This is a genomic window from Curtobacterium sp. PhB170 (genome assembly GCF_003752345.1).
Taxonomy (GTDB): domain Bacteria; phylum Actinomycetota; class Actinomycetes; order Actinomycetales; family Microbacteriaceae; genus Curtobacterium.
In genome coordinates, this window is the sequence record NZ_RJUM01000012.1 from 92565 (window position 1) to 112751 (window position 20187).

General features: G+C 71.1%; 17 protein-coding genes and 1 other RNA gene. 4 read left to right on the forward strand and 14 right to left on the reverse strand.

The window, feature by feature from the left end:
• Nucleotides 1-19: 19 nt before the first annotated feature.
• The 5 genes from EDF40_RS13835 to glnA all read right to left on the reverse strand — a co-directional run bounded on the left by EDF40_RS13835 (nt 20) and on the right by glnA (nt 9418).
• Nucleotides 20-1447 (reverse strand): UDP-glucose/GDP-mannose dehydrogenase family protein, encoded by a 1428-nt coding sequence (locus tag EDF40_RS13835; protein WP_123292672.1) that lies wholly within the window; start codon nt 1445-1447, stop codon nt 20-22.
• A complete protein-coding gene (locus EDF40_RS13840; protein WP_123340511.1) occupies nt 1444-3018 on the reverse strand; it encodes a glycoside hydrolase family 26 protein in 1575 nt (524 codons plus the stop codon). Before EDF40_RS13840 ends, EDF40_RS13835 begins: the two co-directional genes overlap by 4 nt.
• Nucleotides 3011-4612 carry a glycosyltransferase family 2 protein gene (locus EDF40_RS13845; RefSeq protein WP_123340510.1) on the reverse strand — a complete coding sequence of 534 codons (1602 nt, stop codon included), beginning with the start codon at nt 4610-4612 and terminating at the stop codon, nt 3011-3013. The genes EDF40_RS13840 and EDF40_RS13845 overlap by 8 nt, the downstream gene beginning before the upstream one ends.
• 503 nt (nt 4613-5115) lie before the next feature.
• Nucleotides 5116-8067: a bifunctional [glutamine synthetase] adenylyltransferase/[glutamine synthetase]-adenylyl-L-tyrosine phosphorylase gene (locus tag EDF40_RS13850; protein WP_123340509.1), complete on the reverse strand. Its 2952-nt coding sequence runs from the start codon at nt 8065-8067 to the stop codon at nt 5116-5118.
• 13 nt (nt 8068-8080) lie between these two features.
• Nucleotides 8081-9418 carry a type I glutamate--ammonia ligase gene (glnA, locus tag EDF40_RS13855; protein WP_111087010.1) on the reverse strand — a complete coding sequence of 446 codons (1338 nt, stop codon included), beginning with the start codon at nt 9416-9418 and terminating at the stop codon, nt 8081-8083.
• Nucleotides 9419-9574: 156 nt separating this feature from the next.
• On the opposite strand from glnA, the gene EDF40_RS13860 reads away from it, so the two are divergent.
• Nucleotides 9575-10648 (forward strand): acyltransferase, encoded by a 1074-nt coding sequence (locus EDF40_RS13860; protein WP_123340508.1) that lies wholly within the window; start codon nt 9575-9577, stop codon nt 10646-10648.
• A gap of 43 nt (nt 10649-10691) precedes the next feature.
• On the opposite strand, the gene EDF40_RS13865 is transcribed toward EDF40_RS13860, so the two are convergent.
• Nucleotides 10692-10871: an SPOR domain-containing protein gene (locus EDF40_RS13865; RefSeq protein WP_123340507.1), complete on the reverse strand. Its 180-nt coding sequence runs from the start codon at nt 10869-10871 to the stop codon at nt 10692-10694.
• Between the two features lie 148 nt (nt 10872-11019).
• Here EDF40_RS13865 and map point away from each other — a divergent pair, with 148 nt between their 5' ends.
• The 3 genes from map (at nt 11020) to rnpB (ending at nt 13284) form a co-directional block, all read left to right on the forward strand.
• Nucleotides 11020-11883: a type I methionyl aminopeptidase gene (gene map / locus EDF40_RS13870; RefSeq protein WP_123340559.1), complete on the forward strand. Its 864-nt coding sequence runs from the start codon at nt 11020-11022 to the stop codon at nt 11881-11883.
• 58 nt (nt 11884-11941) lie between these two features.
• Entirely contained in the window at nt 11942-12691 is a 750-nt protein-coding gene (ppgK, locus tag EDF40_RS13875) for a polyphosphate--glucose phosphotransferase (protein ID WP_123340506.1), read from the forward strand.
• A gap of 232 nt (nt 12692-12923) precedes the next feature.
• Nucleotides 12924-13284, forward strand: an RNA gene (gene rnpB, locus EDF40_RS13880) — RNase P RNA component class A.
• Between the two features lie 227 nt (nt 13285-13511).
• On the opposite strand, the gene EDF40_RS13885 is transcribed toward rnpB, so the two are convergent.
• From EDF40_RS13885 to EDF40_RS13920, 8 genes are all read right to left on the reverse strand, one after another.
• On the reverse strand, nt 13512-14246 hold the full coding sequence (locus EDF40_RS13885) for a zinc ribbon domain-containing protein (RefSeq protein ID WP_123340505.1): 735 nt from the start codon (nt 14244-14246) through the stop codon (nt 13512-13514).
• 2 nt (nt 14247-14248) lie between these two features.
• Nucleotides 14249-15094 carry a Nif3-like dinuclear metal center hexameric protein gene (locus EDF40_RS13890; protein WP_123340504.1) on the reverse strand — a complete coding sequence of 282 codons (846 nt, stop codon included), beginning with the start codon at nt 15092-15094 and terminating at the stop codon, nt 14249-14251.
• Between the two features lie 71 nt (nt 15095-15165).
• A complete protein-coding gene (locus tag EDF40_RS13895) occupies nt 15166-16290 on the reverse strand; it encodes a hypothetical protein (protein ID WP_123340503.1) in 1125 nt (374 codons plus the stop codon).
• A gap of 118 nt (nt 16291-16408) precedes the next feature.
• Nucleotides 16409-17002, reverse strand: a complete 594-nt coding sequence (locus tag EDF40_RS13900; RefSeq protein ID WP_123340502.1) for an alpha/beta hydrolase — start codon at nt 17000-17002, stop codon at nt 16409-16411.
• A 29-nt stretch (nt 17003-17031) separates the two neighbouring features.
• Complete coding sequence (locus EDF40_RS13905; RefSeq protein ID WP_123340501.1) at nt 17032-17991, reverse strand: AraC family transcriptional regulator; 960 nt, start codon at nt 17989-17991, stop codon at nt 17032-17034.
• Between the two features lie 113 nt (nt 17992-18104).
• Nucleotides 18105-18518, reverse strand: a complete 414-nt coding sequence (locus tag EDF40_RS13910) for an ATP-binding protein (protein ID WP_111085614.1) — start codon at nt 18516-18518, stop codon at nt 18105-18107.
• Nucleotides 18518-18853, reverse strand: a complete 336-nt coding sequence (locus tag EDF40_RS13915; RefSeq protein WP_123340500.1) for an STAS domain-containing protein — start codon at nt 18851-18853, stop codon at nt 18518-18520. The genes EDF40_RS13910 and EDF40_RS13915 overlap by 1 nt, the downstream gene beginning before the upstream one ends.
• A gap of 60 nt (nt 18854-18913) precedes the next feature.
• Nucleotides 18914-20122: a multidrug effflux MFS transporter gene (locus EDF40_RS13920; protein ID WP_260213436.1), complete on the reverse strand. Its 1209-nt coding sequence runs from the start codon at nt 20120-20122 to the stop codon at nt 18914-18916.
• Nucleotides 20123-20187 lie beyond the last annotated feature (65 nt).

Here is a 20187-nt window from a genome sequence, read left to right on the forward strand (position 1 = left end):
CCCGCTTCGCGAACGGTGACTAGCGAGCCGTGGCCAACGAGTCGTTCGTCCCCGCTGCGACGCTCACGGGTGCACCCGTGACCGGCGTGGGCCGCCCCAGGGAACGGACGGTCCACCCCGCTTTGACCCAGTCGTGGACCGGGAGGCAGTTGCGCGCATCGATCACGACGCGGCGACCGACGAGGTCGCCGAGGGCGACCGGGTCGGCGGTGATGATCTCGTCCCACTCGGTGAGCACCAGGACGACGTCGGCGCCCTCGATCGCGTCCGCCATCGACGCGGCGTAGCTCAGCGTCGGGAACGAGCGCTTCGCCGGCTCCATCGCCTCGGGGTCCCAGAGGGTGACCTGGGCGCCGCGCAGGTGGAGCGCAGCGGCCACGTTGAGCGCCGGGGAGTCCCGCACGTCGTCGGTCAGGGGCTTGAACGCGGCACCGATCACGGCCACTCGACGGTTCAGCACCGATCCCCCGGCCGAGTCGATCGCCATGTCGATGACCCGCTGACGCTGGCCCATGTTGATCTCGTCGACCTGCTGCATGAGGCCGACGACCTGGCCCGCGCCGATCTCGTTGGCGCGGTACATGAGCGCTCGGATGTCCTTCGGCAGGCACCCGCCGCCGAACCCGAGGCCGGCGTTCAGGAACTTCCGGCCGATGCGGGCGTCGTGCCCGAGGGCGTCGGCGAGCGTCGACACGTCGGCGCCGGTGATCGCGCACATCTCGGAGATCGCGTTGATGAACGAGATCTTCGTGGCGAGGAACGCGTTGGCACTCACCTTGACGAGCTCCGCGGTCGCGAGGTCGGTCGTGATGACCGGGGTGCCCTCGCTGATCGGCGCGGCGTAGACCTCGCGGATGACGGCGTCGGCGGCCTCGGACGCGCCACCCCAGACCAGGCGGTCCGGGTGCAGGGTGTCCTCGACGGCCTTGCCCTCGCGGAGGAACTCCGGGTTCCAGATGAGCTCGGCGTCGATCCCCGAGGGCGTGAACTCGCGGACGATGCCGCGCAGTCGCGCCGCGGTGCCGACCGGGACCGTCGACTTGCCGACGATGAGTCCCGGGTGGGTGAGGTTCTCGGCGACGCCGCGGGTGGCGCTCTCGACGTACGCCAGGTTGGCGGCGTGCGAGCCAGCCTTCTGCGGGGTACCGACGCACACGAAGTGGACGTCGGCTGCGGCGACGGCCGAGGCGATGTCGGCGGTGAACCGGAGCTTGCCGCTCGCGACGTGCTTCGTGATGAGCTCGGGCAGGCCGGGCTCGAAGAACGGGACCTCGCCGGCGGACAACGCGGCGAGCTTCGCCGGGTCAACGTCCACGCCGATGGTCTCGAAGCCCATCTCGGCCATGGCGGCCGCGTGGGTGGCACCGAGGTAGCCGGTGCCGATGACGCTGATGACGGGTGCGGGACGGGTGTCGGCCTGGTCGGGCGACTTCTTGGACGCGGTCATGGCGTGACCTCCTGCAGGTCGTAGTCGATGTCGTTGCGCTTGATGCCCTCGGCGAATGCCTGCAGGGAGTCGGCTCGCGAGTTGAGTCGCCAGTCGTTGGTGGAGCGGACGCCGTCCACGACCGTGGTCGCGGTCTCGCTGAAGTACGAGAACCCGATGATGTCGGCGTTGGCAGGGTCGGCCAGGGCGTCGAAGAGCGAGTTGATCCACTTCGACTTCTGGCCGCCCGAGACGGTGGTGCCGCTCTCGGTGGCGCCGATCTCACTGAGCAGGATCTTCTTGCCCGGTGCGACCTCGCGCAGCTGCTGCACGGTGGCGGCGAAGGTGTTCGCGTACGTCGGGTCCTCGGACGCCGTGCGGTAGTACCCGCTCATGCCGACCCAGTCGACGTAGTCGGCACCCGGGTAGTAGTTCTGCATGTACTCGAGCGTCTGGTACTTCGCGTTGCCGAGCTTGTCGATGCGGCTCGGCGCCCAGTTCCAGATGACGTAGTCGTTCGCGCCGTTCGCCTGGAAGACGTCGTGCACGTGCTGCCACATCTTCACGTACGACTGCTTCCCGTTCTGCTGGGCGTCGCCTTCGGACCAGTTGTACCAAGAACCGTTCATCTCGTGGTCGAGACGGATGACCATCGGCTGCCCGTTGGCCTTCAGCGCCTTGGCGTACTTCGTCAGGTACGCATCGAAGTCACCGTCGGTGATGTCCTGGTTCGTGTAGCCGGCGACGTACTTCTGGTCGTTGCCGGTCTGCGCGGGAGCGGTCTCCCAGGTCATGAGCGGCACGCGGCCGTTGGCCCACGAGCGCTGGATCGCACTCGCGTTGAACGCCTGGTCGAAGCCCTGGAAGAACCCGGTCATGTTCGACGCGGTGCCGACCTGCCGGGAGACCTCGTCGTACTCGGCCCAGTTGAACGGGGACTGCGCCGTGTACAGGCCGTACCAGCGCGACTGCTGCCCGAGGATCTCGGCCTTGGTCGGCACGGCGACGGGCGTGGTGCCCGGGTCGGTCGAGGGGCCGGGGTTGGGGTTGGTCACCCCACCGTTGCCGCCACCCGAACCGGTGCCCGATCCACCGGCGGAGCCGCTGCCCGACCCGGAGCCCGACCCGTTGTCGGACGCGACCGACCCGGACCCGGTACCGGAGCCCGAGGCGCCGGCCCCGTTCGCACCGGAACCCGACGCGTTGACGGAGGACGAGCCTCCCGAGCCCTTCGCGGCACCGAGCTGGGACTGGAGCGACGCGATCTGCGCCTTGAGCTCCGTGATCTGGTCGCCACGCGACCCGGCCTGGGCGGTGCGGGAGTCGAGCTTTCCCTCGAGCGCCCAGATACGGTCCTGGGCGGCGTCCAGCTGCGTCTGCAGTTCGGCGGCGGACACCTTCTTGGCCTTCGGGGCGGTGACCCCGAGGGCCTGGTGCACGGCGGTGGAGACGGGGCCGGCCGGGGAGACCCAGACCGACCAGGTGATGAGTGCGAGGGCGAGGACGATGGCGGTCGTGCCGACGGCCGTCCAGCGGGCGTGCTTGCTCGACTGCGCCCACCAGGTACTGGAGGAGCGGATGATGTCAGACAATGAGGAAGGCCTCCAGGACGAAGATCGCGATGCCGATGCAGTACGGGATCGCGGCGTACGGGTTGTACCGGCGGGCCTTCACGGGGGCGGTCCGTGGGGCTGCGGGCTGCACTGCTGCTGCAGCAGCGGCCTCGCGCCGGGTCGCGAGCACGGTCGTGGTGGAGTTGGTGGTGGCGTCGGCCCCGAAGAGCTCGTCGAACGCGCGGTCCACGGCCACCTGGTTGCTGCCGAGCGGCACGCGTCCGTCGACGGCCCGGGCACGGTCCGCGGCGTCGATCGGGCTGACCGGGGTCTCGGTGCCGAAGGACGACGGCTGCGCGGCGTCGGACGGGTCCTCCTGCATCGGACCGCCGGCGTAGGCACCGGCGCGGGTCCCCCAGCCGGACGCGTGCGCCAGGCGGAAGAAGCCGATGAGCCGGATCGGCATGAGGAAGAACGTCGACACGATGATGAACATCGGCAGGCGGAAGAAGTCACTCGGCTTCTCGGCCAGGTGACGCATCTGCCGGATGGCCATGCTGAGCACCGACGAGACGACCATCAGCGCGGCGACGTAGACGAAGCCCGTCGAGAATCCGTACTGCGACAGGATGCCCTGGTACAGGTTCTCGCCCTGCCCGGTGAAGGCCCGGTAGATCCAGCCGGCGATCACACCGAAGAGCATGAACGGCAGGATGATGTCGGTGATGAAGAACGCCGCCAGCACCGGTGCGTGACCGAGCATCCACGGCAGCATTCGCAGCGTGTTGTACTGCGAGCCACGGGCCCAGCGGAGCTGCTGCTTGAACAGCTTCTTCACCTGCAACGGGGCGTCCGTGTAGACCAGCGAGGTGTACTGGTAGACGGTCCGGTACCCCTCCTTGAGCGTGAGGTTCGTGAGCGTGCGGTCGTCGGAGACCTCGAGGAACACACCCATGAACTTCTCGTGCATGAACTTGTCCATGACGCGCATCAGGATGCTCCGCCGGAAGGCGATCGTGCGCCCGGGCAGGCAGCCGATCTGCCCGAGGACGCTCTGCGCGGGCATCGAGTAGAGCGCTCGCGAGTTCTCGAGCCAGTCGGCCCAGCGGGTGATCCAGCTGCGCTCGGGTTCGAGGATGCGCTGCCGGGTCGTGACACCGCCGACGGACTCGTCGGCGAACGGCTTGAGGAGTTCCTCGAGCGCGCCCGGCGTCCAGACGGTGTCCGAGTCGACGAGCACCGTGATGTCGCCGTTGGACATCTCGGTGCCGACCTTGACGGCGTTGCGCTTGCCCGGGATGGGCGTGTGCGTCCAGCGGACGAGCGGGGCGAACTCGTCGCAGACGGCTTCGAGCGCCTCGTTGCGGGCGCCGTTGATGACGACGATGATCTCGCCGGGTCGCTGCTCGACCATGCGACCGATGACGTCGCGGAACAGGTCGAGCGGTTCGTCCACGACGGGGACGACGACGCTGGTGGTACCGACGAAGGTGCCGGTGAACGGGCGGTAGCGGGCGGAGATGACGACCTTGACCAACCAGAGCAACCAGATCACCGCGGAGTACACGGCGAACAGGTAGAACTCGGGGTGGCCTTCGACCATCTGCCTGATCTGCAGAATGAAGGTGAACACTGATCCCTGCTTCAACGTTCGAGGTGGAGATTCCGCGACGTTGGGGAATCAGGGTCGGTTCGGGTGACCCCATTGACGCAGAAACCTGAACCCCAGCGCAACGCGACCCCCGTCCGGGGGCGTTACGAGCGCGTTACGGGGTACACACTTGTCCCCATCTCCACCGGGACCGGTGGTCCCCCCTCGTGCTGACAGCACTCCTGTGGACCACCCGCCCGACATCGGCCGCCGGTACACACGTGGACAGGGGCCGGGAGGCGCGGGTCGACTCCGACGGAAAGCCCCGGTCAGCAGGTGGTCACGTGGCGTGTCGGGGGGCACCGGAAATGAGCGCCTGGAGGTCCGGTGGGAGTTCGGTCACGACGTGGTAACAGTACCGGCGCGGTCCAAACAGGGGTACGGCCGTCGTCGCAACGGGGGACACTGCGCGACACGGAGATTTAACCTCCGATGACTGCTCGGTTCCGTGCCGTGCGCGCGACCTCGGGCGTGTCGCCGCTGGATCAGGCGCCGTAGAACTCGCGCTCGAAGACCTGTCGTGCACGTCGGGTGACGCCGAGGTAGTCCTCTTCCAGCTCGCTCGCCGAGCCGGGCGCGTACTCCATCAGCCGCGCGACGCCCTCGAGCTGGACGCGGTCGACGGGCAGGACGTCGGTCGTCTTCCCCGACCAGAGCACCAGCGCACTGCGCGTCCGCGAGGCGAAGCGCCAGGCCGCCCCGAGCCGCTCGCCGTCGTCGGCACTGACGAACCCGGCGGCCACGGCACCGTCGAGCGCCTCGAGCGTCGAGGTCGTGCGGAGCGCGGGGAACTCGAGGGCGTGCTGCAGCTGCAGGAGCTGGACGAACCACTCGACGTCGCTGAGCGATCCGCGCCCGAGCTTCAGGTGGCGAGCCGGATCGGCCCCGCGTGGCAGTCGCTCGGACTCGACGCGGGCCTTGATGCGTCGGACCTCGCGCACCTCGTTCTCGTCGATCCGCTCCGGGTACCGCGTGCGGTCGGCCAGGTGCTCGAAGTCCCGGAGCAGCTGGTCGTCGCCGACTGCCCCGCGGGCACGGAGCAGCGCCTGCGCCTCCCACGTCAGCGACCACCGGGCGTAGTAGGCGCCGTAGGACTCGAGGGTGCGCGCCACCGGGCCGTTCTTGCCCTCGGGGCGCAGGTCGATGTCGAGGTCGAGCGGGTGGACGGTGTCCTCGGTGAGCCGGTTCAGCTCTCGCACGATGGTCTGTGCCGTCCGCGAGGCCACCTCGGTCGCCAGGTCCGGCGCGCGGTACACGTAGAGGACGTCGGCGTCGGAACCGAAGCCGAGCTCCCGTCCGCCGTAGCGGCCCATCGCGATGATCCCGAACTCGAAGTCCGCGGCGGCGTCACGTCGGGCGAGCGCCAGGGCCCCGGCGAGCGTCGCCTCGGTCACGTCGCTGAGTGCGGCACCCAGGGCGTCCACGTCGAGGTGGCCGAGCACCGCCGCCATGCCGAGGCGGAGGGTCTCGCGGCGGCGCGCCGAGCGCAGCAGGCTGGCCGCACCGTCGACGTCGTTGCCGTGCCGCGCCGTCGTCGCGGTCATCTCGGCGAGCAACGAGTCCATCGGGCGGGCCCGCAGGAGCGACTCGGGCTCGTCGAGCCAGGCGACGGCCTCGGGGAACCGCTCGAGCAGACCGGACAGGAACGCCGACTCCGACAGCACGGTGGTCAGCGAGTGCGCAGCCCCGGACGAGTCGCGGAGCATCCGGAGGAACCAGCTGGACTCCCCCAGCGTGTCGCTGAGCCGTCGGAACGCCAGCAGGGCCCGGTCCGGCGCCGGCCCCTCGGCCATCCACCGCAGGAGCACCGGCAGCAGGTTGCGCTGGATCGCCGCGCGTCGGCTCGTGCCCTGGGTGAGCGCCCGGATGTGCCGCAGCGCACCGGGCGGGTCGACGAACCCGACGCCTGCGAGCCGGTCGACGACCTGGTCGTCGGTCAGCACGATCTCGCCCTCGGTCGTGGCGACGGCGGACAGCAGCGGACGGTAGAACAGCCGCTCGTGCAGGCCGCGGACCTCGAGCTTGACCGCGCGCCACCGGGTCTCGAGGGCTGCGGCCGAGGTGGCCAGACCACTCGACCGGGCGAGGACGCGCAGCTCCTCTTCATCGGTCGGCATCAGGTGCGTCCGCTGCAGTCGGCGGAGCTGGATGCGGTGCTCGAGGACTCGGAGCAGCGCGTAGTCCGGACCGAAGTGGGCGGCCTCGGCCCGTCCGACGTACCCGGCGGAGGTCAGGGCGTCCATCGCCTCGAGGGTGGAACGGACGCGAACGGACTCGTCGTCACGACCGTGCACGAGCTGCAGGAGCTGCACCGTGAACTCGACGTCGCGCAGGCCGCCCGGACCGAGCTTCAGTTGCCGGTCGACCTCGCCGTCGGGGATGTGGTCGGTGACGCGCTCGCGCATCCGCTGCACCGACTCGACGAACCCGGGGCGCGCCGACGAGCTCCAGACGAACGGTGCGACGGCCTCGGCGTAGCGCGCACCCAGGTCGGCCGAGCCGGCGATCGGCCGGGCCTTGAGGAGTGCCTGGAACTCCCACGACTTCGCCCAGCGCTCGTAGTACGCGACGTGCGAGTCGAGCGTGCGGACGAGGGCGCCGTCCTTGCCCTCCGGTCGCAGGTTCGCGTCGACCTCCCACAGAGCGGGTTCGGCGGCCAGGTCGGTGATCGCGTGGGTCGCGGCGATCGCGATCCGCGTCGAGATGAGGACGGCACGGTCGGTGCCGATGTCGTCGGTGGCCTCGGTGACGAAGATGACGTCGACGTCGCTGACGTAGTTGAGCTCGCGCGCGCCGGCCTTGCCCATCGCGATCACCGCGAGCGGGGTCGCGGCGACGTCGGCCGCCGGGAACGGCACCTCGCGCCGGGCGACGTCGACCGCGGCGTCGAGCGCTGCGCCGGCCAGGTCGGCCAGTCCGGCAGCGACGGCCGGGAACGCCTCGGTCGGCGACGAGTGCAGCACGTCGTACAGGGCGATCTGCGCGAGGTGCCGGCGGTACCGCACCCGCAGGCACAGCCGTGCGTCCTCGCCGGTGGCACCGTCGATCGCCTCGAGCAGGGATGCCGTGTACCGCTCCTGCGACCAGGGTGCGACGACGGGCTCGAGCAGCAGTGCGAGTTCGGCAGGGCGACGGTGCAGGAACTCACCGAGGCCGACCGAGGCGCCGAGCAGGCGGATCAGCCGCTCCGTCGCGGCCTCGTCCGCCAGGACGGGGCGGAGCTCGTCCGGAGCGCGCTCCAACAGCCGTTCCAGCAGCCGCAGCGCACCGTCGGGATCCGCGGTGATGCCCCAGAGCGCCGGGGTGCCGCTGACCGGCAGCGGCACGACGGAGCCGAACCGCGCCTCCAGGTCGGCGATCCGCTCCAGGCTCTCCGACAGCTCGGCGAAGCCCAGGCGGGCCAACTCGGAACGCGACGACGTCGTCCGACCGGTCATGTGGTGCGCTCGCTCAGAGGGCGCCGAGGTTGGTGTCGAGCTCGAACGGTGTGACCTGGTCGCGGTAGCGCTTCCACTCCTGGCGCTTGTTGAGGAGCACGAAGTTGAACACGTGCTCGCCGAGCGTCTCGGCGACGAGCTCGGAGTCCTCCATCAGGCTGAGGGCGTGGTCGAGGCTCGACGGCAGCTGGCTGTACCCGAGGGCACGACGCTCGGCGTCGGTGAGGCTCCAGACGTCGTGCTCGGCCTCGGCCGGCAGCTCGTACTCTTCCTCGATGCCCTTGAGCCCCGCCGCGAGCAGCAGCGAGTACGCCAGGTACGGGTTCGCCGCCGAGTCGATGCCGCGGTACTCGATGCGTGACGACTGCCCCTTGTTGGGCTTGTACAGCGGCACGCGCACGAGCGCCGAACGGTTGTTGTGGCCCCACGTGACGAAGGACGGGGCCTCGTCGCCACCCCAGAGGCGCTTGTACGAGTTCACGAACTGGTTCGTGACCGCGGTGATCTCCGGTGCGTGCTTGAGCACACCGGCGATGAAGTGCTTGGCGGTCCGGGACAGCTGGTACTCGCCGCCGGCCTCGTAGAACGCGTTCTGGTCGCCCTCGAAGAGCGAGACGTGCGTGTGCATGCCCGAACCCGGCTGCCCGGAGATCGGCTTCGGCATGAACGTCGCGTAGACGCCCTGCTCGATCGCGACCTCTTTCACGACCGTGCGGAAGGTCATGATGTTGTCCGCCATCGTCAGTGCGTCGGCGTAGCGGAGGTCGATCTCGTTCTGGCCCGGGCCGGCCTCGTGGTGGCTGAACTCCACCGAGATGCCGAGGTCCTCGAGCATCCGGACGGAGCGACGACGGAAGTCGTGCGCGCTGCCGCCGGGGACGTTGTCGAAGTAGCCGGCCTGGTCGACGGGCTGCGGCCCGCCGTCCTTCCACTCACGGCTCTTGAGCAGGTAGAACTCGATCTCGGGGTGCGTGTAGAACGTGAAGCCACGCTCGCTCGCCCGGGCCAGCGTGCGCTTCAGCACGTTGCGCGGGTCGGCGACGGCGGGCTGGCCGTCCGGCGTCGTGATGTCGCAGAACATCCGCGCGGTCGGGTCGACCTCACCGCGCCACGGCAGGATCTGGAACGTCGAGGGGTCCGGGTGCGCGAGCACGTCGGCCTCGTACGAGCGGGACAGGCCCTCGATCGCGGAGCCGTCGAACCCGATGCCCTCGGCGAAGGCACCCTCGACCTCGGCCGGGGCGATCGCCACCGACTTCAGCGTCCCGATGACGTCCGTGAACCAGAGTCGGATGAACTTGATGCCGCGCTCCTCGATGGTGCGGAGCACGAAGTCCGTCTGCTTGTCCATGCACGACCTTTCCGTGTATCGGGTGGCCGCGGGCGGGCCTCGTCCCAGGCTAGTGGTCCCGCGGCATGCGCGGGGCCGTGCGACGCGCCTTGGTGGGAACGGGCTTTGGCCGGAAAGTGCTTGGCGTCGTGTGACATGTTGGATTAGAATGCACAGATGCAGCATCGATCGACCCGAGTCGCCGCGATCGACATCGCCCGCGGCCTGTCCGTGGTGTGCGTCGTCATCGGACACGTCGCGGTGGGGCTCTTCGACTCCGGAGCGCTCCCTCGTGACGGCGCCCTCGGTGTCGCCTACGACGTGACCCATGTCTTCCGGGTGCCCGCGATCGCCTTCGTCGCCGGGCTCTTCATCCCCCGTGCGCTCGCCCGTCACGGCGGACCGCGCTACCTGGCTGACCGCGCGCTCCTGCTGGGGTGGTTGTACATCATCTGGACCGCGGTGCAGACCGTGGTCGAGGTCGCGACCAACCCGATCCGGAACACCCCGCGGCCCGTCGACCTGTCGCTCCTGATGGTGTGGACGCCCGCTGCGCAGCTCTACTTCCTGCCAGCACTGTGGCTGTCGACTGCCGTCACGGTGTTGCTCCTCGGACGTCGGCAGGGACTCGCGAAGCTCGCCGGCCTCGGCGTCGCCGCGGCGATCTCCCTCGCCGCGTGGGGGTGGCGACCACCCGTGGTCGGCATCGATTCGCTCGGACTCGTGGTCTTCGTCGCACTCGGCGCGGCCGTCGGGCTCCCGCGCATGTCGACCGCGGCCCGCGGGCACCCGGCGTGGTGGGTCGCCGTCACGTTCGCCGCCGGCGGTCTGTTCGCCTTCGCGTGGTCCAGCGGTGCGCGCGGTCCACTCGACCCGTCGACGCTCGATTTGCTGGGGCGCACCGCAGGGATGGCCGCGGTGCTCTGCGGGATCGTCGTGACGATCGGCATCGCAGTCCTGGTGGCTTCGCTCCCGGTGGTCGGCGCGTCGCTCGAACGCATCGGGAGGCTGACACTGCCGGTGTTCCTCGCGCACATCGTGTTCGCGGCCGGTGCCCGGATCGTGCTGCAGGTGATCGACGTGCCGCCCGGCATCGTGCTGGTGGTCGCGTCGGTGGTCGGGGTCGCCGGGCCCGTCGTCCTGGCCCGGGTCGCACCGCTGACCCGACTCGGCTGGCTGTTCGATCGCCCTCGCTCCGGCCGGACCACCGTGACGACCACAGCCCAGCGGCCGCTGACCGCCGACCGTTGACGCGGCCGCTGCCGCTGCCGTGCGCTGCGTCGGCGTCGTCTCGTCAGTCGGACTCGGCGTCCCACTTCTCGTTGTTCGCCGCGATGCGGTCGAGCGCGTGCTGCGCTTCCTCGCGCGTGTCGAACGGGCCGATGCGGTCGCGCTGCGGGGACTGCGGACCCTGCTCGACCTGGCCGGTCTTGTCGTTGAACCACCACTGGGACTCGATGCGTTCGTCGCTCATGTCGCCCACCGTACCCAGGTGACTGCCTGGAGGCCCGGTGCCGGCCCGGCGGACCGGCACCGGGCCTGCAGGCAGTCGCGCTCACTCCGTCGGCCGCAGCAGGGGGCGGTTGCGCTCGGCGCGTCGCGCCGCGGCTAGAGTGGTCGGCATGCCCCGGGACGAACACGGACACCTGACCGCCGGCCGCATCTCCCCGCTCCGGCCCGTCCCGAAGGACATCGAGCGCCCGGAGTACGTCGGCAAGGTCGAACCGCACGAGCACGGCCTCGGTGACACGTACTCCCCCGACGAGGTCGAGCGCATCCGCACCGCCGGCCGCATCGCATCCCAGGCCATCGACGCCGTCGGCGCGGCGATCCGTCCGGGCGTGACCACCGACGAACTCGACCGCATCGGCCACGAGTTCGTCGTCGCACACGGCGCCTACCCGTCGACGCTCGGGTACCGCGGGTACCCGAAGTCGCTGTGCTCGAGCCTCAACGAGGTCATCTGCCACGGCATCCCCGACGACACCGTCCTGCAGGAGGGCGACCTCGTCAACATCGACATCACCGCCTACAAGGACGGCATGCACGGCGACACGAACCGCACGTTCATCGTCGGGCAGGCGTCGCAGGAGGTCGAGGACCTCGTGACCCGCACCCGGCTCGCCCTCGAGCGCGGCATCAAGGCCGTCGCCCCCGGCCGGCAGGTGAACGTCATCGGCCGCGCCATCGAGGCGTACGCGAAGCGCTTCGGCTACGGCGTCGTCCGCGACTACACCGGCCACGGAGTCGGCCGTGCCTTCCACTCCGGTCTGATCATCCCGCACTACGACGCGCCGCAGTACGACGACGTCATCGAGCAGGGCATGGTGTTCACCATCGAGCCTATGTTGACCCTCGGCGGGATCGAGGCCGACATCTGGTCCGACGACTGGACGGTCTCGACGCGCGACAAGTCGTGGACCGCGCAGTTCGAGCACACCCTCGTCGTCACCGAACGCGGCGCGGAGCTCCTCACCGTCTCCTGACCGGACACCCCTTCCTGACCGGGCACTCCGGCAGGCAACCGAAAGGCACGACAACCTCATGACCTCCCTCGCAGTCGGCGTCGACATCGGTGGTACGGGCATCAAGGGCGCGATCGTCGACGTCGCGTCCGGTGAACTGACCACGGACCGCATCAAGAAGGCCACCCCGGAAGGCGGGAAGCCCCACGACATCACCGCCGTCGTCAAGGAGATCGTCGCCGAGCTCGCGCCGGCCGACGACGTCCCCGTGGGCGTGTGCTTCCCCGCGATCGTGCGCGACGGCAAGACCATGTCCGCCGCGAACGTCTCGAAGAAGTGGATCGGTTTCGAGGCCGAGGCACTGTTCGAGAAGGAGCTCGGCCGCGCCATCCACTTCGTGAACGACGCCGACGCCGCCGGGTTCGCCGAGCAGCAGTTCGGTGCGGCGAAGGGCAAGGACGGCCTGGTGATCGTCACGACGCTCGGCACCGGGATCGGCAGCGCGCTCATCAACGACGGTGTGCTCATCGTGAACTCGGAGCTCGGACACCTGGAGATCGACGGGCACGACGCCGAGTCGCGCGCGTCCTTCGCTGCCAAGGAGCGCGACGACCTGTCGTGGAAGCACTGGGCGAAGCGCCTGCAGACCTACTACTCGACGCTCGAGGCCCTGCTCTCCCCCGAGCTCTTCGTCGTCGGCGGCGGCGTGTCGAAGCAGTACGAGGAGTTCCTGCCGCTGCTCGACCTGCAGGCGGAGATCATCCCGGCGACCCTGCGCAACAACGCCGGCATCATCGGCGCTGCGACCCTGGCTGCCCGCAGCGCCTGACCCGCAGGTCGGTCGGACCGTCGACCCCGCTCACACCGGCCCGCACCGTACGGCGTCGGTGCGATTCGGCACGCCCGGCCGCTGGCGCCGAGGTTCCACGACTCGCCGTCTGCGGTTCGCCGAGGTTCCGCGGAGACCCCTCGTACGTGCCGACATGCCGAGATTTCGGAACCTCGGGGGCCGGGGCGGGGCACGGGCACGGGCACGGGGCCGGTAGACTCGGACCTGCGAATGGGTCGGTGAGACGGTCGCGTCACTCCCCCGGGAGTGCCGAGGAACGTCCGGGCTCCACAGAGCAGGGCGGTGGGTAACACCCACCCGGAGCAATCCGCGAGACAGTGCCACAGAAAGCAGACCGCCGGCGGCAACGTCGGTAAGGGTGAAACGGTGGTGTAAGAGACCACCAGGGGTCCGGGTGACCGGATCCGCTCGGTAAACCTCGCCCGGAGCAAGGTCAGACAGAGGACGCTGAGGCTGCTCGCCGAGTCCTCGGGTAGACCGCTGGAGGCCGACGGCAACGTCGGTCCGAGAGAGATGGCCGTCACCGCCGTGCAAGCGGCGGGACAGAACCCGGCGTACGGCCGGCCCATTCGCCCCACTTCCACGAGACCGGTGCTCGGAGCACGGTGCGGCGCTCGCGATCCCGTGCGAGGTTGCACGCTCGGTGCAGCGCCACAAGGCCGCACCGAGCGTGCAACCTCGCACCAGGCGACGGACCCCGCACCGTGCACCCCGCACCGCGCGCCCGTGCACCGTGCACCGCAGACGGGAGGCGCGGTGCCAGCTGGCCCCGCGCCTGCCGTCGACAGCGTGCGAGCGCCTACAGACCGGACTCGGCCGTGCGCACCAGGATCGCGTCGCTGTCCGGGCACAGCACCACGTCGTCCGGCGCGGCCCGGCGGATGTCCTGCAGGTCCGAGTTGTTCAGCGCCACGCCCGACGCCGTCGACACCCCGCCCTGCAGCAGCGACGCACCGAAGCCGTAACGGGCACGCTGCCGGTCGTAGAGCGCGAGCAGCTCGGCCGGCACCTTCGCGGCGACGTCGGCCCTGGCCTGCTCGGCGGACGCGCGGTCGGACGACAGGCGCGCGATCTCGGCGTCACGTTCGGCGACCAGGCCGGAGCGCGCGGCCTCGACGTCGGCGAGCTGCGCCTCGATGTCGCCGACCCGGGCGCGCAGGCCGTCGAGGTTCTCCATGACCTCGAGCTCGGCGGTCTCGAGGCCACCGATGCGGCGCTGCAACGACTCGAGCTCGTTCTGCAGCCCGGTCGCGTCCTTCGAGTTCGACACGTTCTGCAGCATCGTGGTGTCGCGTTCGACGCGGGCCTGCGCGGTGGCGGTGTCGGACTCCAGGCGAGCGAGTTCGCGTTCGGCGTCCTCGACCAGGCCGGTCGCGGCGACGAGTTCGCTGCGCAGCCCGGCGGCCTTGGTGCCGAGTCCGGTGAGCTGGTCGCCCTTCTGCAGCGACGTGATGCGGTGCGCGATGCGGGTGACGTCATTGTCGAGTCGTTGGACGTCGAGGAGGATGACCTGGTCCTCGGGTGCTGCCTTCATGGTCAGACTCCTTCAGTGGGGGTGGTGGGTTCGGCCGCCGGCAGGACCGCGAAGTCCCACGGGTCGGTGCGGAGGTCGCTCACGGTGACGCGGACGCCCGCTGCCTGGCGCAGTTGCGCGGCCGCGACGTCGAGCCAGAGCCACTCGGTGGCCCAGTGCGAGGTGTCGATGAGGGCGGGACCGCCGCCGAGCAGCGCCTGTTCGCGGAACTCGGACGCCGGGTGGTGGCGGAGGTCGCTCGTGATGTACACGTCGGCAGCGAGGACGGCGGGGTGGCCGAGCAGCGAGTCCCCCGCGCCGGCGCACAGTGCCACGGTGCGGACGGGCTGGTCGAAGTCGCCGGACACCCGGACCCCGGTCGCGGTGGGCGGCAGCAGGTCGACGAGTTTCCGTGCCAGGCCGCCGAGGGTCGTGCCCTCGGCGAGGAGCCCGACGCGGCCGATGCCCGTCGCGGGGTCGGCTCCGGCGTCGAGCGGTCGCTGATCGGTCAGGCCGATCCGGTCGGCGAGCACGGCCGAGGTCCCCGTGGTGACGACGTCGGCGTTGGTGTGGGCCGCGATCAGGGCGCTGCCGCCGCGCACCAGGGTCGCGAGGACGCTGCCCTTGTACGTCGACTCGGCGATCGTCGTGACGCCGCGGAGCAGGAGCGGGTGGTGCGTGAGGAGGAGCCCGGCACCGAGCTCGACCGCTTCACGCGCGGTCGCGGGGACGGCGTCGACGGCCAGGTGGACGTGCTCGACGGTGGCGTCCGGATCCCCGGCGACCAGTCCGACGGCGTCCCACGCCTCGGCTCCTGCGGCGGGCCACAGGTCTTCGATCACGGCCTGGAGTTCGCGGAGCGTCGGCATCCGGTCAGTCTACCGAGCCGACCGCGTCGGCACCGGCAGCCGGTCCGCGCGGGGTGATCCGGGCCTCCCGGTCAGCGGCGACCGAGCGCACGGAGCAGGCCGGCGACGAGTCGCGACCACCAGCCGGGCCGGGCCGGCTCGTCGGTGCCGGTTTCGGTGCCGGTTTCGGTGTCGACGCTCGCCGGGGCGGCCGTCTCGACGACGGGCACGGCGATCGCGTCCGGCAGCACGACGGGCGTGCTCGCGGTCGTGCCCTGGTGAGCGGTGAGGGCGGCCGCGAACGCGGCACGGTCGATGACCGTCGGCCCGGTGGCGGGCTGGACGAGCGGGGTGGGTCGCGTGTTCGCGGAGACCGGCGACACGGCCGGGAGGCCCAGCACCGGTCGCACGGGCTCGTCGCGTTCCGGAGCGACCAGCGCCACGGCCGGGGTCGCGGTGACGACGTCGGCTCCGGGTGCGGCTGCTGCCGTCGGTGCGGGGCGGAGCACGGCGACCGCGGGAGCGGGGGCGACTCCGGTCACGACGGCGACCGGAGCGGTCGCGGCTCGGCGGGCGGCTGCACGGTCGCGACGGTCGGACTCGGCGGCGGCGTCCTCGAGCAGGTCCGCGAAGACGGTCCGGGCGAAGGCGCGGGCTGCGGTGACCTCGGGGTCGTCCGCGCCGTCGACGGTGGCCTCCCAGGCGGCGAGGCGGGCGAGGTCCTCGTCGCGGCGACGGACCTCGTCCTCGAGCAGCACGATCCGCTCGATGGTGCTGCGACCGGTGGACGACGAGACCTGGATCGCGAGGTCCTCGATGCGCAGGGCGAGGCGCTCCGGCGGTTCGGGGAACGACGGCGCGCAGACGGCGGCGTGCCGGGCGCGGTCGCGGCGGAACGCGGGGGCTGCGGGCACGGTGCCGGCGTCAGGCGCGGTGCCGGCTTCGGGCCCGGTGCCGGCGTCAGGCGCGGTGTTGACTTCCGGCGCGGTGCCGGCTTCCGGCGCGGTGCTGGCTTCCGGCGCGGTGCTGGGGTCCGGCGTCTGGACGGCGGTGGCGTCAGCCACGGCGCCGGGGCGCTGCACCGGGCCGGTGACGGGCGGGACCACGAGGTCCGCCACGTACGGCGTGCGCGTCGCCGGGGCGTCGCGGAGCCACTCCTCGACCTCGCGACCGAACGGGTCGACGAGGGGGGTGCGTGCACCGGACTGGGTCTCCATGTCCGAAGGATAAATATCGCGCGCGCCGAAACTCAGGACATCCGCGGTGTGTCGCAGCAATCCCTGCCATATCGCCCCGAACGTGAACGGCGTGTCGCCCGTCGCCCCGGGGGTCGGGTCAGAGCGTCTGCTCGAACGCGCCGAGGAGCTCCCGACCTGCGGGCCAGGCGCCGACACCGCTGGCGACGTTGACGTGGCCGAGCGGGCCGACCCGGAGCGCCGCGGCACCCATCGTCTCCGCGAACGCCAGAGCACGGTCGGCGGTGCAGTACGGGTCGTCGTCGCTCACCACCATGCGGGTCGGAACGCGGGCCGCTGCGGTGCCGGCCGGGATCGGGCGGGGCGCGGGGAACCCGGAGGCAGCGGCGGGGAAGCCCGGTGCCGCGGGGTCCGGCGGCGCGACGAGGAAGGCGCCGGCGACGGTGGGACCCTCGGAGCTTGCGACGGCTGCGGCGGCTGCCGCGTCTGCGGCGAGCCAGTCGGCGACGGCGAGCACGCCCAGGCTGTGCGCCACGAGCACCGGCGGTTCGGCGCACGACGCGACCGCGCGGGAGATCGCGTCTCGCCAGTCCCCCGGGTCCGGCTCACCCCAGGACGCCGGTGCGATGCGGACGGCGTCGTCGCCGCGCTCCCGCTGCCAGACGGACTGCCAGTGCTCCGCGTCGGAGTTCCAGATCCCGGGCACGATCACCCACGGTCGAGGTCTGCTCACCCGGGCAGCGTAGCGAACCCCGGACGGGACTAGCGCTGCAGGGTGTCGCGCGGGTACTCGGAGAAGCGCGCTGCGTACGCCGCCGAGAACCGGCCGAGGTGTGCGAAGCCCCACCGCATCGCCACGCTCGCCACGGTGAGGTCGCCCGTCGACGCACGGCGGAGCTCCTCGCGCACCCGGTCGAGACGGATCCCGCGGAGCATCGCGTTCGGGGCGGTGCCGACCTGCCGCTGGAACGCCTGCTGCAGACCGCGGACGCTCAGTCCGACGTGCTCGGCGACGTCGGTGGTCGAGATCGGCGTGTGCGCGAAGGCGTGCATGTACTCGACGGCCTCGCGGACGCGACCCGTGGCGCCCTGCGGCAGGGGGACGTCCGGGGCCAGCAGCTTGTGCGGGAAGGTCCGGAGCAGGGACTGGGCAGTGTCCCGGGCGACCTCTGCAAGGGCGAGCGAACTGACCGACGCCCGACCGAGCACGACCGCCGCGGCACGCTGGACCTGCGCGTTCCAGCCCCGGAGTTCGGCCGTGCGTGGCGTCGCCGTGTGGTCGAAGACGAGCGGACCCGGCTGCGCACCGTGGACCTCGGCCGCGACGCGCTCCAGGGCGGTGCGGTCGAACTGCACCAGGCTCTGCCGGACGTCCTGCAGGTCGAAGGCGAACGGCCGGCCGGTCGGGAACATCATCGGGCTGGCGGGCGTGAACGCGACCTCTTGCCGTCCGATGTCGACGCGCCCGCCGCCGTCCGTGGTCCACATGACGACGTACTCGTCGCGGACGTCCAGCTCACCCTGCATGCGGGCGTCGAACCGGGTCGAGCGGAACGACATCACGTCGTCGCCGACGACGCGGAAACGGTACGCGAACGGTCGCTCCGTGCGGGTCGCGGTGAAGCCCACACTGGCGTAGGCGTCCTCGTACATGTGCACGGCAGCGTCGAGATCGGCCCCCGACGTCTCGAAGCTGATCCTGGGATCCGGTTCGGCTGTCATCGCGCGAATCGTGACACGGCGGCCAGGAACCCCGGGAATCCCCGGCGGCACCTTGCGGATTGTGGCCCACCGAGTGCGCGAGACGGACGAAGCGACGGGTCGCGTGGTGGCGGTCAGTGACGGGCGCGCAGGACCGTCCACCGGTTCTCGTCGGCGATCCGCTCGTACCGCAGGTCGTCCACGACCATCCGGACCAGGGCGAGGCCGCGGCCGCTCTCGGCGAGTCCGTCGGGCAACTCGGCCGACTCGGTGTCCACGGTGGCGGCGACGCCGTCGTCGGAGAGCAGTGCCGCGAAGCGGTCCGCTCCGATCTCGAGGCGCAGGCGACAGGAGACGCCCTCCGGGCGCGTCCCGTGCTCGATCACGTTCGAGGTCAGTTCGACGATCGCGAGCTCGAGGGCCATCCGGTCCTCGACGGAGACCGAGGGTTCGTGCTGCCACACACCCGCCAGGAACTCGTGCACGGCGGACACGTCGTCCGGCGGGCACGACAACGCGAGCGTGTGCTCGGCGGCCGAGGCGGTCATCACCAGTCGGTGACCGCAGCGTCCCCGTCGGGGTACGTGCGGAGGATCTTGTCGATGTTGGAGAGCTGCAGGACCATCTGCACCTGCTCGGACGGCGCCGCGATGCGGAGGTCGCCGCCCGCCTGCCGCGCGGTCTTCAGGCTGCCGACCAGCGCGCCGAGCCCGGACGAGTCCATGAACTCGACACCGGAGAGCTCGACCACGACGCGGGCACGTCCGTCGTCGACGACCTTCGTGACCGCCTCGCGGAACGCGGGGGCGGACACCATATTGAGGCGCCCGCTGCACTCGAGTACCGCGGTGTCGGGCTGCGCTTCGTGTACGACGATGTCCATGCCGAGTGGTCTCCTCTGATCGGTGCGCCTTGCAACCAGCAACCTACCGGCTCCGCCGCGTCAGGTCCCGCTGCGGTCCCGACGCGTCGCGGTGACCTGCACCACGACGGCTGCGGCCATGAGCGCCGCCATGACCCCGCCCATCGCCAGTGCGGTCCCGCCGAGCGCGCCGGCGAGCGGCGTCCCGAGGCCGCCGATCCCGAACGTCAGGCCGCCCTGCAGGGCCGCGGCCGTCCCCGGGTGCGCCGCCCCGACGTGCTGCGTCCGGGTCATCGCCGCGGGCAGCACGAAGCCCCACGCACCCGTGACGACCGCGAGCGCGCACCAGACCGGCACCGGTCCGAGGTCGAGCAGCGCCGAGACGAGGACCGCCGCCGCGCCCGCGGTGCCGACGAGCAGTCCGACGGTGAGCAGGGAGTCCTCGGAGAACCGGCCGACGACCCGGCCGAACACCAGCGTGGTGACGATCATCATCGACGCGTTCGTGGCGAAGACCAGCGTGTACATGCCCTCGGAGAAGCCGAACTGGGTCTGGAACACGAACGAGCTGGTCGCGATGTACGCGAAGAACCCCACGGTGGACAGCACCCCGCTCAGCACGTAGGCCCGGAACCGCGGGATCGCCAGCAGTTCGCGGATGCGTCGACCGTTCGCGGCGAAGCCCACGCCCCCTCGTCGCTCCGGCGGCAGGGTCTCGCGGAACCGCAGCACCACCATCGCGAAGAACAGCGCGCCGAGCACCGCGAGCACGACGAACATGATCCGCCACGTGCCGAACGTCAGCACGGCGCCACCGGCCAGGGGTGCCACGACGGGGCCGATCGCGTTGATCGCGGCGAGCGTGCCGAAGACCTTCGCCATCCGCGTCCCACTCGACACGTCCGACACCATCGCCCGGCCGGCGACCGCTCCGGCCGCTCCGCCGAGCCCCTGGGCGATGCGGGCGAGGACGAGCGTGACGACGTCCGGCGCGAGGGCGCACCCGACCGAGGCGAGCGCGAACACCGCCGTGCCGACGACGAGCATCGGCCGCCGGCCGACCCCGTCGCTGACGGGTCCGACGAGCAACTGCCCGACCGCGAAGGCGACGAGGAACGCCGTGAGCGACAACTGCACGGCACCGGGGGTCGTGCCGAGGTCGTGGGCGATCTGCGGGAGCGCCGGGATGTACATGTCCGTGGCGAACGGCGACACCCCGACGATCAGGGCCAGCGGCACGATCGGCGGCAGGGTGGTCGTGGTGGGCTTCCGGGTGCGCTCCGTCGTCACGATCGACACGCTACGCGCACCCGAATCGATTCGACGGGGGTACGGCGTGCGCGCAGGCGGACAGG

What these genes read in the sequence shown, in the direction of transcription:
- EDF40_RS13860 (WP_123340508.1), top strand. Translation starts at nt 9,575, where the DNA reads ATGCAGCATCGATCGACCCGAGTCGCCGCGATCGACATCGCCCGCGGC.
- EDF40_RS13910 (WP_111085614.1), bottom strand. Translation starts at nt 18,518, where the DNA reads ATGACCGCCTCGGCCGCCGAGCACACGCTCGCGTTGTCGTGCCCGCCG.
- EDF40_RS13865 (WP_123340507.1), bottom strand. Translation starts at nt 10,871, where the DNA reads ATGAGCGACGAACGCATCGAGTCCCAGTGGTGGTTCAACGACAAGACC.
- ppgK (WP_123340506.1), top strand. Translation starts at nt 11,942, where the DNA reads ATGACCTCCCTCGCAGTCGGCGTCGACATCGGTGGTACGGGCATCAAG.
- EDF40_RS13895 (WP_123340503.1), bottom strand. Translation starts at nt 16,290, where the DNA reads ATGGAGACCCAGTCCGGTGCACGCACCCCCCTCGTCGACCCGTTCGGT.
- EDF40_RS13885 (WP_123340505.1), bottom strand. Translation starts at nt 14,246, where the DNA reads ATGAAGGCAGCACCCGAGGACCAGGTCATCCTCCTCGACGTCCAACGA.
- EDF40_RS13905 (WP_123340501.1), bottom strand. Translation starts at nt 17,991, where the DNA reads ATGACAGCCGAACCGGATCCCAGGATCAGCTTCGAGACGTCGGGGGCC.
- glnA (WP_111087010.1), bottom strand. Translation starts at nt 9,418, where the DNA reads ATGGACAAGCAGACGGACTTCGTGCTCCGCACCATCGAGGAGCGCGGC.
- EDF40_RS13915 (WP_123340500.1), bottom strand. Translation starts at nt 18,853, where the DNA reads ATGGACATCGTCGTACACGAAGCGCAGCCCGACACCGCGGTACTCGAG.
- EDF40_RS13835 (WP_123292672.1), bottom strand. Translation starts at nt 1,447, where the DNA reads ATGACCGCGTCCAAGAAGTCGCCCGACCAGGCCGACACCCGTCCCGCA.
- EDF40_RS13890 (WP_123340504.1), bottom strand. Translation starts at nt 15,094, where the DNA reads ATGCCGACGCTCCGCGAACTCCAGGCCGTGATCGAAGACCTGTGGCCC.
- map (WP_123340559.1), top strand. Translation starts at nt 11,020, where the DNA reads ATGCCCCGGGACGAACACGGACACCTGACCGCCGGCCGCATCTCCCCG.
- EDF40_RS13850 (WP_123340509.1), bottom strand. Translation starts at nt 8,067, where the DNA reads ATGACCGGTCGGACGACGTCGTCGCGTTCCGAGTTGGCCCGCCTGGGC.